The sequence below is a fragment of the Pseudomonas sp. TE12508 genome (assembly GCF_056279485.1).
Window position 1 is genome coordinate 51,361 of sequence record NZ_JBWCCN010000016.1, and the last position, 13,529, is coordinate 64,889.

A 13,529-nucleotide genomic window follows, 5' to 3' on the forward strand; every position below is an offset into this window, starting at 1 on the left:
CACCGACAATAGAAGGGGGAAAACTGACAATGGGTGTAGAAAGGGCAGTCGCCGAACTGGGAGTGCTGATCTATCCCGGTGCGCAGATGGCTGCGGTGCATGGGCTGACGGACCTGTTCGGCGTGGCCAACCGGATCGCCGCCGAGCATCAGGCGGCGCAGCTACCGTTGCTGCGGGTCAGTCACTGGCAGGTCGAGGGCGATCAAGTGCCCGAGCGGGTCTATGACACTCATTCAGGCCCGGCCGGCGCATTGGTTGCCGTGTTGATCCCGCCCTCGATCGGAGGTTTTTCCGAGGGGCAGGCGCCCCAAGGGCTGATTCGCTGGCTTCGTCAGCAACATGCCAACGGTGCGACCCTTGGCGGGGTCTGTGTGGGTTCTATTCTGTTGGCTGAAAGCGGCTTGCTCGATGGCCGTAGCGCGACTACCCACTGGACCTCGGCCAAGGCTTTCGCCGAGCGTTACCCGGCGATCAAGCTCAAGGCTGACACGCCGATTGTCGACGATGGTGACCTGATCACCACCGCCGGCTTGATGGCCTGGTCAGAGCTGGGATTACGATTGGTGAACCGCTTGCTCGGGCCGAGCATCGCCACCGGCACGGCGCGTTTTCTGGTGGTGGAACACAGCGACAGCGCGAGCGAATGCGGCAGTAACTTTGCACCCATTCTCAACCATGGCGATGCCTCGATTCTCAAGGTCCAGCATTGGCTGCAAAGCACCGGCGCAACCGATGTCTCGTTGGCAGCGATGGCCGAACGGGCGGGGCTGGAAGAGCGCACCTTCCTGCGGCGTTTTCGTGCGGCAACCGGGTTGAAACCCACCGAGTACTGCCAGCACCTGCGAGTTGGCAAGGCGCGGGAAATGCTCGAATTCACCAACGGCACCATTGATCACATTGCCTGGACCGTGGGTTACCAGGACCCGAGTGCGTTTCGGGCTACGTTCAAAAAAATTACCGGGCTGGCGCCGAGTGATTACCGGGCGCGGTTTGGGGTGATGCCGACTGCCGCCATGGCTCGGTAATCAGAGCACACCAGATCAAAAAATGTGGGAGCGAGCCTGCTCGCGATAGCGGTGTGTCATTCAACATAAACTTGGAATGTCAGGCCGCTATCGCGAGCAGGCTCGCTCCCACATGGGTTAGGTGGCAAGTTTTGAGTCGTGCAAAATGCCGGGAGTATTGAAAGGTGTCGTGCAGAATAAAACAGGCCTTGTGCTATCGCGTATTTCACAAACGGCTGATTTGAAACCCGTTTCTCTCCAATCGCCGTTGGCCTGATCTCTGCACCTCCTTCAGCTACATTCATCAAGCGCAAATTGAAGGGGAACGCATGACCCCAACAAACCGCAAGAAACTGGTGCTCGCCCATTCGGTACGCCCTGATGCCCCGCTGCACGAAGTCGAAACCAATCACGCACTCGCTCGTTGGCTGGCGCAAGTCGTCGGGCTCGAATACGGCGGCAGTTACGACCCACAGCTGCATAGCGGCCGGGACATTTATCTGTTGCCGACCCAGACGTTGGTGGGTGTTGCTGCCGCCCGGCAGCTGGGTGTCAAAGGGCCGGAGGATTTGTGGGGCGGTTACGTCGACCACGATTTCATCTGCACCAAAGCCATCAGCCATGGGTTGTTGAATCGCTATGCGTTCGCGCCCGAAGGCTGGTCGTCGTTGTTTTCCGAACGGGTACGCAGCGTCGTGCTCGATGGCCTCAGCGTGTTCTCCCTGGAGGATGCCCGCCCGGCAGCGGAGCACCTGCTCTACAGCGGTCCGATCCGCATGAAGCCTATTCATGCCTGCGCCGGACGTGGTCAGGAAGTGATCAAAAGCCTCGACCAGTTCGACGCCATCCTCGCTCGCCCCGATGCCAAAACATTGTTCACCGACGGCGTGGTGCTGGAACAAGACTTGACCGAGGTGGTCACCCATAGCGTCGGTCAGAGTTTTATCGGCGACAAAGTGCTGAGTTATTGCGGTGATCAATACTTGACCGAAGACGGTCAGGGCGAGCAGGTTTATGGAGGGTCCAATCTGTTGGTGGTGCAGGGTTATTACGAGGACCTGCTGGCGCTGGAACTCCCGGACGACACGAGGCTGGCGATCCAGCAAGCGCAGGTATTCGACAGCGCGGCCGATGAAGCCTACCCCGGTTTCTATGCCTCACGGCGCAACTACGACATCGCCCAGGGGCTGGATTGCGATGGCAAACAACGCAGCGGAGTGCTCGAACAGTCCTGGCGCCTGGGCGGTGCCAGCAGTGCTGAAGTCGCGGCGCTGCAGAGCTTCGTCAACAACCCCGGCTTGCGCGCGATTCGCGTGTCGTCGGTCGAAACCTACACCGATCGACCGCTGCCGGCCAACGCCATCGAGGTCTACCGGGGGCCTGCGGAACACAGTGACTTTCTTCTCAAGTACGTAACGGTCAAATCCTATGACGGCTAGAAGCGAAACCATTGCGATCGACATCGACGATGAACAGATGAGCGGAACCTTCCTCAGCCCCAAATCGAAAGTCCCGGGTGTGCTTTTCGTACACGGCTGGGGCGGTAGTCAGGAGCGCGACCTGGAACGCGCCAAAGGCATCGCCGGGTTGGGTTGCGTGTGCCTGACATTCGACTTGCGTGGCCACACCGGCGGGACCGGTATTCCATTATCCCGGGTCACCCGCGAAGACAATCTGCGTGACCTGCTGGCGGCCTACGATCGACTGCTCGCCCATCCGGCGCTCGACACGTCTGCGATCGCCGTGGTCGGCACCAGTTATGGTGGTTATCTGGCGGCAATCCTGACGTCCTTGCGCCCGGTGCGCTGGCTGGCGCTGCGGGTGCCGGCGTTGTATCGCGACGACTTTTGGCACACACCCAAGCGTGAACTGGACAAGCTCGATCTGCGCGATTACCGCAGCACGCGGGTCAGCGCCGACAGCAATCGCGCACTGCATGCCTGCTCGCAATTTACCGGGGATGTATTGCTGGTGGAGTCCGAGACCGACGCCTATGTGCCCCACGCGACCATCATGAGTTACCGCGCGGCGTGTCAGCAGACCCACTCGCTGACTCACCGGATTATCGACGGCGCCGATCACGCCTTGAGCGAGCCGGTCTCACAACAGGCGTATACCTCAATCCTGGTGGGCTGGATCACGGAAATGGTGGTGGGTGAGCGGTTGAGCATTATTCAGTCGAGTTGAGATTTGTGGTGTTCTCGCGAAAGCGGCATCCGTTTCAACCAATCTCTCAAGAAGGTTTCTTCTGGATCCGCAACGACTTCGCCTTGGCTTCCACCACCAGGTACATCACCACGGTAATCAGCAGCGGCAGCAGGAAATAGATCGCCCGATAAGCAAGCAACCCTGCCACCAGACTTCCCCGCGAGACCTCGTGCTGCAACAGCGCCACGAACACCGCCTCCAGCACGCCAAGCCCGGCCGGAATGTGGGTGATGACCCCGGCAATGGCGCTGATCAGCAACACGCCAAGCACCGGCGGATAGTCCAGTTTGCTCGGTAGCAGGGTGAAGATCACCGCCGCCATCAGCGACCAGTTCAGTGCGCCGAGGGCCAGTTGCAGGACGGCCATGTGCAGCGACGGCAGGTTGATTTCCACGCCGCGAATCGACCATTCCCGTCGCCTGGAAAACCGACAGGCCGCCAGATAGCCCGCGCTCAGCAGCAGCAATAACACGCCCACGCCTTGCAGGGCGTCGCTGCTCAGCTTCCAGCCTGGCGGCATTCGCACCAGTCCGCTGCTGAACACCGTGCCGGCAATCACCATGTAGCCGAACCAGTTGGTCGCCAGGCTCAGCCCGAGGATTTTCGCGATGTTGCTTTTGCTCACGCCGAGCCGCGAATACAGCCGATAACGCATGGCAACCCCGCCGACCCAGGCGCTCAGGTTAAGGTTGAAGGCATAGCTGATGATCCCCACCGGCAGGATCTGTCGCCAGGTCAGGTCCTGTCGGATATAGGTGCGGCCGATCAGGTCGAAACAGGCGTACACCAGAAAACTCAGCAACGTCAGTCCGGACGCGATAATCAGTGTGCGCACTTTGAAATCGGCGAGGGTATCGAACACTTCGCCCCATTCGATGCGTTGGGCGAGCATTGTGAACAGTACGATCAGCGCCAGAAAAAACAGCATCGTCAGCGGCTTTTTCCAGCGGTGCCAGTGGGATTTTCGCGGCGTGTCGGAGTGAGGGGCCGGCCGCGCATCAGAATGGCTCATGCCTTATCGCTCCCGGTCGGATGAATGAAGGGTTTGAGGCGCGGTTTATGCGCCGGCAGCCAACCGGCCCATGCCGGGAAATGCTGCAGGAAGTGAAACACCAGAAAACCGATGGTCATGTGCCAGACCCGTCCGCGAGGCGCCTTGTCCGCCGACATGACCTTGCAGTGGTTGCTGCTCAATTCGTCGAGACGCTCGAACAGGTCGCGGTTGAAGGCGCGGTCGCGGATCAACACATTGGCCTCCAGGTTCAGGGCCAGGCTCAGCGGGTCGAGGTTGCTTGAGCCGACGGTGCTCCAGTCTTCGTCGACCAGGGCGACTTTGCCATGCAGGGGACGGTCGCAGTATTCGTAAATCGCTACTCCGGCTCGCAGCAGATAATCGTAGGTCATGCGCGCGGCGAGTCTGGCCACCCGCAAATCCGGCTGCCCCTGAAGAATCAGGCGTACCTCGACCCCTCGGCGTGCCGCGTTGCGGATCTCTCGCAGCAGCCGATAGCCGGGAAAGAAGTAGGCGTTGGCGATCACCACGCGACGTCGGGCACTGCGCACGACCTGCAAGTACACCTCTTCGATATCGCCCGGGTGTTCGCCATTGTCGCGATACACCAGTCGCACCTGACCATCATGATCGCTGACCGCCAGTTCTGCGCGCCTCTGTCTACGGCGTTGCCACCAGTATTTGGCCCGGGCCGGGCGACCGCTTTGCAGCAAGGCGAAATGATGAATATCGGCCACCGCCGGGCCTTGCACTTCAACCGAATAATCCTGTTTGGCTTCAGGGCCGAAGTCGGCCAAATGGTCGGCGGAAAAATTGATTCCGCCGAGGAACGCAATCGTCCCGTCGACCACCACAATCTTGCGGTGCATGCGGCGGAACCAGTTGGTGCGGATGCCGAAGTGACGCGGCGCGGGGTCGAATATTTGCAGGCGCACACCTGCATTGCTCAGCGCCGCAAGGTACTCCGTGCTCAGTTCGCCGCAGCCAAAACCGTCGAGGTTGACGGTGATACGCACCCCGCGTTGAGCCGCTTCAATCAGGATTTTCTGCAGTTCATTGCCGACCTTGTCCTCGAACACAATGAAGGTCTCCAGCAGGATTTCACTCTGGGCCTGGCGCAGCGCTTCAAACACCCGTGGAAAGTATTCCTCACCGTTCTCCAGCAATTGGACCCGGTTATTCCCGTGCCAGCCGTATACGACATCAACCACTGCGGGCTTGCGCACCGGCGGAGGTGTGGAAACGTGTTCAACCGTGGTTTTTTCCATCAATGGACCGGTCATAGCTCGATCTCCACCGATAGCGGTGCATGGTCGGAAAGGTGTGACCAGGGCCGGGCCGCCAGTACTTGCGGATGGCTGGCCTTGAGGTTGCGCACGTAGATGCGGTCCAGGCGCAACGCAGGCAAACGCGCCGGGAAACTGCGCGCCGGTTTGCCATGCAACTCGGCAAAGACTTCACGCAAGCCGCAGGGCTTGAGCAGCGCATCAGCACGCAGGCGCCAATCGTTGAAGTCGCCGGCGACCACCACCGGGGCATCTTCCGGCAACTCTTCCATACGTTGGATCAGCAGCCTGAGTTGTGCCTTGCGATGACTTTCGCGAAGCCCCAGATGGACGCAGATGGCATGCACTTCCCGACCATCGCCGGGCATCCGCAGCACGCAATGCAGGATTCCACGGTTTTCATGGCCACTGATGGAAACGTCGAGGTTGTCGTGGCGAATGATCTGGAACTTCGACAACAGCGCATTGCCGTGATCGCCTGCCGGATAGACCGCGTTGCGCCCATAGGCAAATTGCGGCCACAAGGTATCGGCAAGAAATTCGTACTGCGGCATCGCCGGCCAATTGAGGTAGCGCTGTGGATGATGTTCGTGGGTGCCATGCACCTCCTGCAAAAACACCACGTCGGCGGACACACTGCGCACCGCCTCGCGTAACTCGGGCAGGATGAAGCGCCGGTTGAGCGCGGTGAAACCCTTGTGGGTGTTGACCGTCAGCACGGTAAAACGGCTCACGGCGCTGATAATTGGCTGCTGTTCATCCGTCGTTCCGACCGGTTCGGGAATGCTCATGGCAGCACTCCTTCGGCAACCGGCTCACCGGGTGCGGTGGCAAGGTCTTTGTCGAGATGCAAACGCTCAAGCAGGCGGCGGGCATCGAAGGGCGCGCGGACTTTGATGTCGTTATCGAAATAGCAGAATATTTCCCGGGCTCTGCGTGTCTTGGGTTTTTGCCGAGGCGCGATCAATTGCGGATCTGCTGGTTGCTGTCCGTGATACCAGGCCTCGATCCGGTCGCCCCAGCGTTTCAGCGCTTGGGGGGTATAACCGCTGGCGTAGAGTTCTTCGGCACCGTGCAGGCGCAAATAGACGAAATCACTGGTGAGGTCTTCGCGATACGGCCATTTGCCGGCAGTGTCAGCAATGACTAGCGCGGTGTTGTAGCGTTTGAGCAGACGGACGAAAGCGGGATCGACAAAGCTTTCGTGGCGAATTTCCACGGCATGGCGCAGCGGTTTTTTGCCGTAAGCCTTCATGCTGGCGTGACCGTTCAGGCGTGGCTCATGCTGGCGGGCGAGGGCGGCGGCCTGTTCCGTGTCGTGGGGTAATTGTTCGAGAAAGCTTTCGAACAATTCCGGGTCGAATTTAAAGTTGGGTGGAAACTGCCACAGGATCGGGCCGAGTTTTTCCTTGAGTTCCAGTACCCCGGAGGCAAAGAAGTTCGCCAGCGGCTTATGAATGTCCCGCAGGCGCTTGATGTGGGTGATAAAACGCGGCGCCTTGACGCTGAACACGAAGCCCGCCGGGGTTTCGGCGTACCACTGGGCATAACGTTCGGGCCGTTGCAGGGCGTAAAACGATCCATTGATTTCGATGCTGTTCACTGCCCGTGAAGCGAATTGCAATTCGCGCTTCTGGGTCAGCCCCTTCGGGTAGAACTCCCCCCGCCAAGGCGTGTAGCGCCAGCCTGAAATACCAATATGAATCGCCGCCATGTCGCCTCCCGTCTATGTAGCCCTCGGACAGCCTCTGTCTTTTGATGACTGCCGGGCGGGCGAGAAAGTTTCGATGGGGCTACAGACGGTAAAAGTTAGACAAAACACCACAAATCAAATGTGGGAGCGGGCTTGCTCGCGAAAGCGGTGTGTCAGTCACATCAATGCTGGATGTGCCGCAGCTTTCGCGAGCAAGCCCGCTCCCACAGGGTCCGTCAGTGACTGGCGACGATACGTTGTGAACCCTCAGCCGGTTCGACATACACCGGACCCAACCGGTCAAGACGCCCACTCCAGGCGGTCAGTGCCAGTGCGACCAATACCACCAGGCCGCCGATCCACGCGGTATGAATCAGACCCATGTGCGCCACGATCAAACCACCGCCCCACGCCCCACCGGCAATGCCGAGGTTGAACGCCGCAATGTTCAGGCCCGAAGCCACGTCCACCGCATTCGGGGTGTGATGTTCGGCCTGACGCACCACATACACTTGCAGGCCCGGCACGTTGCCGAAAGCAACGGCGCCCCAAACCAGCACGGTGGCCAGGGCCAGCCATGGATTGCCGGCAGTGAACGTCAGCACGAACAGCACGCCGGCGAGCAGGGCGAAGATGATTTTCAGGGCGCTGATCGGGCCGTGCTTGTCCGCCAGTTTGCCACCCCAGATGTTGCCGACGGCTACCGAGATGCCATAGACCAGCAGCACCAGGCTGACAGTGCTGGCGCCGAAGCCGGAAATGTCCTGAAGAATCGGCGCCAGAAAAGTGAAGGCAATGAACGAGCCGCCGTAACCGACCGCCGTCATGGCATACACCAGCAGCAGGCGCGGCTGCTTGAGCACCTGCAATTGCTGCAACAGCGAAGCCGGTTTGCTGTGGGCGATGTTTTTCGGCACGTAGAGCAGGCTGCCGATGAAGGCGATCACACCCAAAGCAGACACGGCGAGAAAGGTTTCACGCCAGCCGAAATGCTGACCGATAAACGTCCCCAATGGCACGCCGGTGACCAGCGCCACGGTCAGACCGGTGAACATGATGGCAATCGCGCTGGCGGCTTTCTCCTTCGGCACCAGGCTGGTGGCGATGATCGAGCCAATCGAGAAAAATACCCCGTGAGCCAGGCCCGTGACGATCCGCGCAATGATCAGCGACTCGTAGCTCGGCGCTTTCCAGGCCAGCAAGTTGCCGAGCGTGAACAGCACCATCAACGACAACAACAGCAATTTGCGCGGGACTTTGCCGGTAAGGGCGGTCAGCACCGGCGCGCCGATGGCCACGCCAAGTGCATAAAGGCTGACCAGCAGACCGGCGGACGGCAGGCTGACACCGAGGTCGGCACCGATGGTGGGTAACAGGCCAACGATGACGAACTCCGTCGTCCCGATGGCGAAAGCGCTGAGGGTCAGTGCGAGCAAGGCAATGGGCATGGCTGCAACTCCGGTGGATTGATTGATGGAGCGCAGTGTCGGGGTTGGGGGCGTGCGGAAAAATACAGGGATGGGCATTTGATATTTGCGTGCAGGTCAAATATCGAGTGGCGAATGAAACCCCGTGGCGAGGGGGCTTGCCCCCGTTCGGCTGCGCAGCAGTCGTAAACCGGTCAACGCGGGTGTGCCAGAAGAAACCGGTCGGCAGGTTTTGGGGGCGCTTCGCACCCCAACGGGGGCAAGCCCCCTCGCCACAGGTATTTGAGTCGGGCAGGTAATATGCGGTGAGTCGGGCGCCGGATCAGCCGCGAACCCAATGATTTGTGTTGGCGCGGATGACCCCATCGCGGGCAAGCCCGCTCCCACAGTGTTTTCTGTTGTTCACAAATATTGCATTCACAGAAGATCCCTGTGGGAGCGGGCTTGCCCGTGATGGGGCCGGTCCGGACAACATCAATGCCGGATCAGTTTGCTACGCACCTCGCCACTGGCTTGCTGATCCAGCTCCAGCCAGAACTGCTGCTTGCCGGCGATTTCGGCGGCGGCTGGCAAGCCGTCGCGATACACCAGTCGATTGCTCGCCAGCGCCGGCACTTTCGCGCCTGGCAACAGGGTGCCGGCGAGGTTCAGCGGATCCACCCCACACACCGCGATCAGACTTCCATCATGCGGTCGCCGCCTGACTTCGCGCAGCAATGGAATCGCCTCGGGCAGCGCAAATTGTTCCCCCGCCAGGCCACTGACAAACCGCCCGCCACGAATCTCGCCCCGGGCCTCAAGCCGATGGAATGTGCGCAGCAATTCCCGCCAACTCGGCAACCAGTCCGCCTCACGCTCGAGCAAGCGCCAGAACACCACGCCGTAACGGCGCAGCAAGGTCATGGCGATGTGTTCCAGGGTTTCGCTGGGTGTGGGCGCGGGTCGTTGCTTATCCACAACCGGCGCGGCAGCACCGCGGCGCAGCAACGCCCAACGCCCGGCATCGTCCATGCCGCCGACAAATGCTCCGCGCCCGCGTCGGCTGCTGCGATTCTGGCGTTTGCTGGCCGGGGTAATCAGCGCCCGCAGGCCGGCGAAGCTGTCGGCGTTTACCAGCCCGGCACCGACCAGTTCCTGCAAGGCGATTTCCAGTTCCGAGCGCAGCAGATGGGCTTCATGAATCAGCTCATCGAAAAACAGTGCGCCGTGCTGGCTGAGCGCTTCATGCACCTTTTGGGTTTTGGGCGACAGTTCGCTGACCGGCGTCTGTTCGGTCAAGCCGCTCCACAATCCGACCTGACTGCGCGGCAGCAATAGAATCGGCGTGCTGCGCAATGCCGTGCTGGTGCTCTTGTTGCGCGTGGTCAGGCGGGTCCACACCAGTTTGCCGCTGCGGCATAACTCATCCAGCCAGCCCGCCGAATAGTTTTTGAGCCGCGCCGGTAGAATGTCGCTGTCCCACGCCGAAGCGGCGGCGGGGTAGCCTTCGAACTGGCTGATAATCGCCGGCAACACCGCGCGGCCCTGGCCTTGGCTCGCGGCGGAAAGATGCTGCCAGTCGAACAGAAAACGCATGAAATCCTGCAACGCCACTGGCTCGATTTCCCGTCGCAGCCGTTTGACCGTGTAGCGATGAATCCGCGCCAGCAGATGCCGTTCGCACCATTCTTCATCAGGGGCGCCCGGGGTGAATTGCCCGCGCAGTACATAACCTTCGCGCTCCAGTTGCGCCAGGGCCTGAGTGACTTGAGTCGGCGGTAAACCAAGCGGTTCGGCAATCGCTTTCAGCGGCAACGGGCCAAACGCGCTGAGCCGCGCACGGATCACTTCCAGCACTGCTTCGTCCGGCTCCCAGGTTTCATCGAAACCGGGCAACGCCTCCAACGGTGGAACCAATATGGCCTGGGGATAAATCGCCCTCAGGCAGGTCAGTCGCTCCAGCGCCAGCCACAGCGATTGCTCAGCGTTGATCTGCAAACGGCTGGCGCGGCCACTGTCGGCCAGGGTGTTCAGCCAATCGAGCCAATTCGGGTTGGCTTGGGCCTCGGTCTCGGTAATGCACGCCAGGCTCATCAGCGCTTCATGCATTTCATCAATGCCGGTGGGCGTAGGCCAGGCTTCATCACGCACCGCAGTAATCGCCTCGGCGTCCAGCGCACCGAGATCATCGGTGGATTGCGGATCACTCCAGCGTCGGGTGAGCACTGCCTGAGTGCGGCGCTCTTCCAGCGGCGCATCATCGAGGAAGGTGTAGGGGCGGGCGCTGAGAATCTCCGCCGCCAGTGGCGAGGGTGCCGGCAAATCGCGGCTGATCAGGCGGATGTCGCCCTGTTCCATGCGCCGCAACAATGCCAGCCAGCCTTCGCTGTTCATGGCTTCGTGCAGGCAATCGTCGAGGGTTTGTTCCACCAGTGGATGGTCTGGAATCTCGCGCTCGCCGGCGAGGTTTTCCACGCAGGCGATCTGATCGGGAAACACGCTGGCGATCAAATCTTCGCTTTTCATCCGCTGGATCTGCGGCGGTACTTTGCGTCCACCGCTGTAACGCGGCAGCGCCAAAGCGACCCCGGCGTTCCAGCGCCAGCGCACGCCGAACAATGGGGCCTCGAGCACCGCTTGAGTCAGGATATGTTCGGCACTGTTGCTGTGCAGATAGTGCCAGACATCATCCAGCTCGAAGCTGTGACCGGTGGACAGCGACAGCACGATGGCGTCCTCGCTGGCGGCGGCCTGCAATTCGAAGTTGAAGGTGCGGCAGAAACGCTTGCGCAGGGCCAGGCCCCAGGCGCGGTTGATGCGGCTGCCGAACGGCGAATGGATGATCAGTTGCGTACCGCCGGACTCGTCGAAAAACCGCTCCATCAGCAGCGTGTCTTGCGACGGCAAGGCGCCGAGGGTCAGTCGCGCCCGGGCCAGGTAATCCACCAGTTGTTCGGCACTGGCGAGGTTCAGACCGAGGGTGTCGGTCAACCAGTCGAGGGCCGGCTGCAAGTTGCCGGGTGTGGCGCCGAGTCGCTCATCGAGTTGCGCTTGCAGGCGGGCCACGGCGAACGACAGTTCATCACTGCGCCCCGGTGCTTCACCGAGCCAGAACGGAATGGTCGGCGGCTGGCCCTGAGCGTCTTCGACCCGGACCTTGCCGGTTTCGACCCGCAGGATTCGATACGAGGTATTGCCCAGCTGGAAGATATCCCCGGCGATGCTTTCTACCGCGAAGTCTTCGTTGACGCTGCCGATGTTCAGCCCTTGAGGCTCCAGCAAAACGCTGTAGTCGGCGTTGTCCGGAATCGTCCCGCCGCTGGTCACGGCAGTCAGCTTGGCGCCTCGACGGCCGCGCAGGGTGCGGCTCACGGCGTCCCGGTGCAGGTAAGCGCTGCGAACACCCAGGCGTCCGTTGTAGCCCTCGGCGAGCATCTGCAGCAATGCCTGATAGTGCTTTTCGTCGAGGGTGGCGTAAGGCGAGGCTTTTCGCAGCATTTCCAGCAACGCCTGTTCCTGCCATTCCTGGCAGCTGACCTCGGCGATGATCTGTTGGGCCAGCACGTCCAGCGGTGCTTCCGGGATCAGCAACGTGTCGAGTTCGCCACGGCGCACGCAATCGAGCAGGGCGGCGCATTCGATCAGGTCGTCGCGGGTGGTGGCGAACAACCGGCCCTTGGGCGTGCCGCCGACCTGGTGCCCAGAGCGGCCGACCCTTTGCAGAAACCCGGCAATCGAGCGTGGCGAAGCGATCTGGCACACCAGGTCGACGTCACCGATATCGATCCCCAATTCCAGCGAAGCGGTGGCGATCAGCACTTGCAGTTCGCCGCGCTTGAGGCGTTGCTCGGCGTCCAGGCGAAACTCCTTGGCCAGGCTGCCATGGTGGGCGGCAACGGTATTCTTGCCGAGGCGCTCACTCAAATGTCGACTCAGGCGTTCGGCCAGACGCCGGGTGTTGACGAAAATCAGCGTGGTCCGGTGTTCACGGGCGAGGGCGGCGAGTCGGTCATAGACCAGTTCCCAGATGTCGTTGGCCATTACCGCCGACAACGGCACGGGCGGCACCTCTATATCGAGATCCCGTGGGCGGGCATGGCCGATGTCGATGATTTCGCAGTCGCGATCACGGCCAACCAAAAAGCGCGAGACCGCTTCGATGGGTTTTTGCGTGGCAGACAGGCCGATACGCACCAGCGGTTGCGAGCAGAGCGCCTGCAAGCGCTCCAGGCTCAGGGCCAGATGGCTACCGCGTTTGCTGGCGGCAATGGCGTGGATTTCGTCGACGATCACCGTGTGGGTGGTGCCGAGCATTTGCCGGCCGGAGTCGGAGCCGAGCAGCACGTAAAGGGATTCCGGGGTGGTCACCAGAATGTGCGGCGCGGTTTTGCGCATGGCCGAGCGCTCTTTTTGCGGCGTATCGCCGGTGCGCACGGCGGTGCTGATCGGCACGTCGGGCAAGCCCATCACGCGCAACTGTTCGGTGATGCCGGCCAGCGGGTTTTGCAGGTTGATCCGGATGTCGTTGGACAGGGCCTTGAGCGGCGAAACGTAGACCACCAGGGTTTCGTCGGGCAGGCCGTCCGGGCTCTCCAGGCCACGATGGACCAGATCGTCGAGCACGGCCAGAAACGCGGTGAGGGTCTTGCCGGAGCCGGTGGGCGCGGCTATCAGGGTCGAGCGGCGCTGGCGGATCAACGGCCACGCCCGGGCCTGTGCGGCGGTGGCCGTTGCGAAGGTGTTACTGAACCAGGCGCTGACGGCGGGGTGAAAGCCCGCCAGAGCAACGTCTGTGGGGATGGGCAGATTCATGGAGTAATTTATGCGGGTGGGGGCGGGAAGTTGCAAGTACCGCTCAGGATCTGGGTCGATCCTTATGGCCCCATCGCGAGCAGGCTCGCTCCCACATTGGATTTGTAT

At 61.2% G+C, this 13,529-nt stretch carries 9 protein-coding genes; 3 read left to right on the forward strand and 6 right to left on the reverse strand.

Features of this window, described 5'->3' with window-relative positions; translation table 11 throughout:
* Positions 1-29: 29 nt before the first annotated feature.
* The 3 genes from ACZ9IM_RS21605 (at position 30) to ACZ9IM_RS21615 (ending at position 3,191) form a co-directional block, all read left to right on the forward strand.
* A complete protein-coding gene (locus ACZ9IM_RS21605) occupies positions 30-1,025 on the forward strand; it encodes a GlxA family transcriptional regulator (protein ID WP_476224907.1) in 996 nt (331 codons plus the stop codon).
* A gap of 308 nt (positions 1,026-1,333) precedes the next feature.
* Positions 1,334-2,443 carry a DUF3182 family protein gene (locus ACZ9IM_RS21610; RefSeq protein WP_427625856.1) on the forward strand — a complete coding sequence of 370 codons (1,110 nt, stop codon included), beginning with the start codon at positions 1,334-1,336 and terminating at the stop codon, positions 2,441-2,443.
* On the forward strand, positions 2,433-3,191 hold the full coding sequence (locus ACZ9IM_RS21615) for an alpha/beta hydrolase family protein (RefSeq protein WP_192345280.1): 759 nt from the start codon (positions 2,433-2,435) through the stop codon (positions 3,189-3,191). Before ACZ9IM_RS21610 ends, ACZ9IM_RS21615 begins: the two co-directional genes overlap by 11 nt.
* Positions 3,192-3,237: 46 nt before the next feature.
* Here ACZ9IM_RS21615 and ACZ9IM_RS21620 read toward each other — a convergent pair whose 3' ends face one another.
* The 6 genes from ACZ9IM_RS21620 to ACZ9IM_RS21645 all read right to left on the reverse strand — a co-directional run bounded on the left by ACZ9IM_RS21620 (position 3,238) and on the right by ACZ9IM_RS21645 (position 13,421).
* Positions 3,238-4,224 (reverse strand): lysylphosphatidylglycerol synthase domain-containing protein, encoded by a 987-nt coding sequence (locus ACZ9IM_RS21620; RefSeq protein WP_427625857.1) that lies wholly within the window; start codon positions 4,222-4,224, stop codon positions 3,238-3,240.
* Positions 4,221-5,507: a cardiolipin synthase ClsB gene (gene clsB, locus ACZ9IM_RS21625; RefSeq protein ID WP_427625858.1), complete on the reverse strand. Its 1,287-nt coding sequence runs from the start codon at positions 5,505-5,507 to the stop codon at positions 4,221-4,223. The genes ACZ9IM_RS21620 and clsB overlap by 4 nt, the downstream gene beginning before the upstream one ends.
* Positions 5,504-6,301: an endonuclease/exonuclease/phosphatase family protein gene (locus ACZ9IM_RS21630; RefSeq protein ID WP_008073920.1), complete on the reverse strand. Its 798-nt coding sequence runs from the start codon at positions 6,299-6,301 to the stop codon at positions 5,504-5,506. Before ACZ9IM_RS21630 ends, clsB begins: the two co-directional genes overlap by 4 nt.
* Complete coding sequence (locus ACZ9IM_RS21635; RefSeq protein WP_008073923.1) at positions 6,298-7,224, reverse strand: DUF72 domain-containing protein; 927 nt, start codon at positions 7,222-7,224, stop codon at positions 6,298-6,300. Before ACZ9IM_RS21635 ends, ACZ9IM_RS21630 begins: the two co-directional genes overlap by 4 nt.
* Before the next feature lie 215 nt (positions 7,225-7,439).
* Entirely contained in the window at positions 7,440-8,651 is a 1,212-nt protein-coding gene (locus tag ACZ9IM_RS21640) for an MFS transporter (RefSeq protein ID WP_427625859.1), read from the reverse strand.
* 453 nt (positions 8,652-9,104) lie between these two features.
* On the reverse strand, positions 9,105-13,421 hold the full coding sequence (locus ACZ9IM_RS21645; RefSeq protein WP_476224908.1) for an Lhr family helicase: 4,317 nt from the start codon (positions 13,419-13,421) through the stop codon (positions 9,105-9,107).
* Positions 13,422-13,529: the final 108 nt, after the last annotated feature.

Excerpts from the sequence above, each read along its gene's own strand:
- ACZ9IM_RS21605 (WP_476224907.1), top strand. The coding sequence starts at position 30 with ATGGGTGTAGAAAGGGCAGTCGCCGAACTGGGAGTGCTGATCTATCCC.
- ACZ9IM_RS21610 (WP_427625856.1), top strand. The coding sequence starts at position 1,334 with ATGACCCCAACAAACCGCAAGAAACTGGTGCTCGCCCATTCGGTACGC.
- ACZ9IM_RS21615 (WP_192345280.1), top strand. The coding sequence starts at position 2,433 with ATGACGGCTAGAAGCGAAACCATTGCGATCGACATCGACGATGAACAG.
- ACZ9IM_RS21620 (WP_427625857.1), bottom strand. The coding sequence starts at position 4,224 with ATGAGCCATTCTGATGCGCGGCCGGCCCCTCACTCCGACACGCCGCGA.
- clsB (WP_427625858.1), bottom strand. The coding sequence starts at position 5,507 with ATGACCGGTCCATTGATGGAAAAAACCACGGTTGAACACGTTTCCACA.
- ACZ9IM_RS21630 (WP_008073920.1), bottom strand. The coding sequence starts at position 6,301 with ATGAGCATTCCCGAACCGGTCGGAACGACGGATGAACAGCAGCCAATT.
- ACZ9IM_RS21635 (WP_008073923.1), bottom strand. The coding sequence starts at position 7,224 with ATGGCGGCGATTCATATTGGTATTTCAGGCTGGCGCTACACGCCTTGG.
- ACZ9IM_RS21640 (WP_427625859.1), bottom strand. The coding sequence starts at position 8,651 with ATGCCCATTGCCTTGCTCGCACTGACCCTCAGCGCTTTCGCCATCGGG.
- ACZ9IM_RS21645 (WP_476224908.1), bottom strand. The coding sequence starts at position 13,421 with ATGAATCTGCCCATCCCCACAGACGTTGCTCTGGCGGGCTTTCACCCC.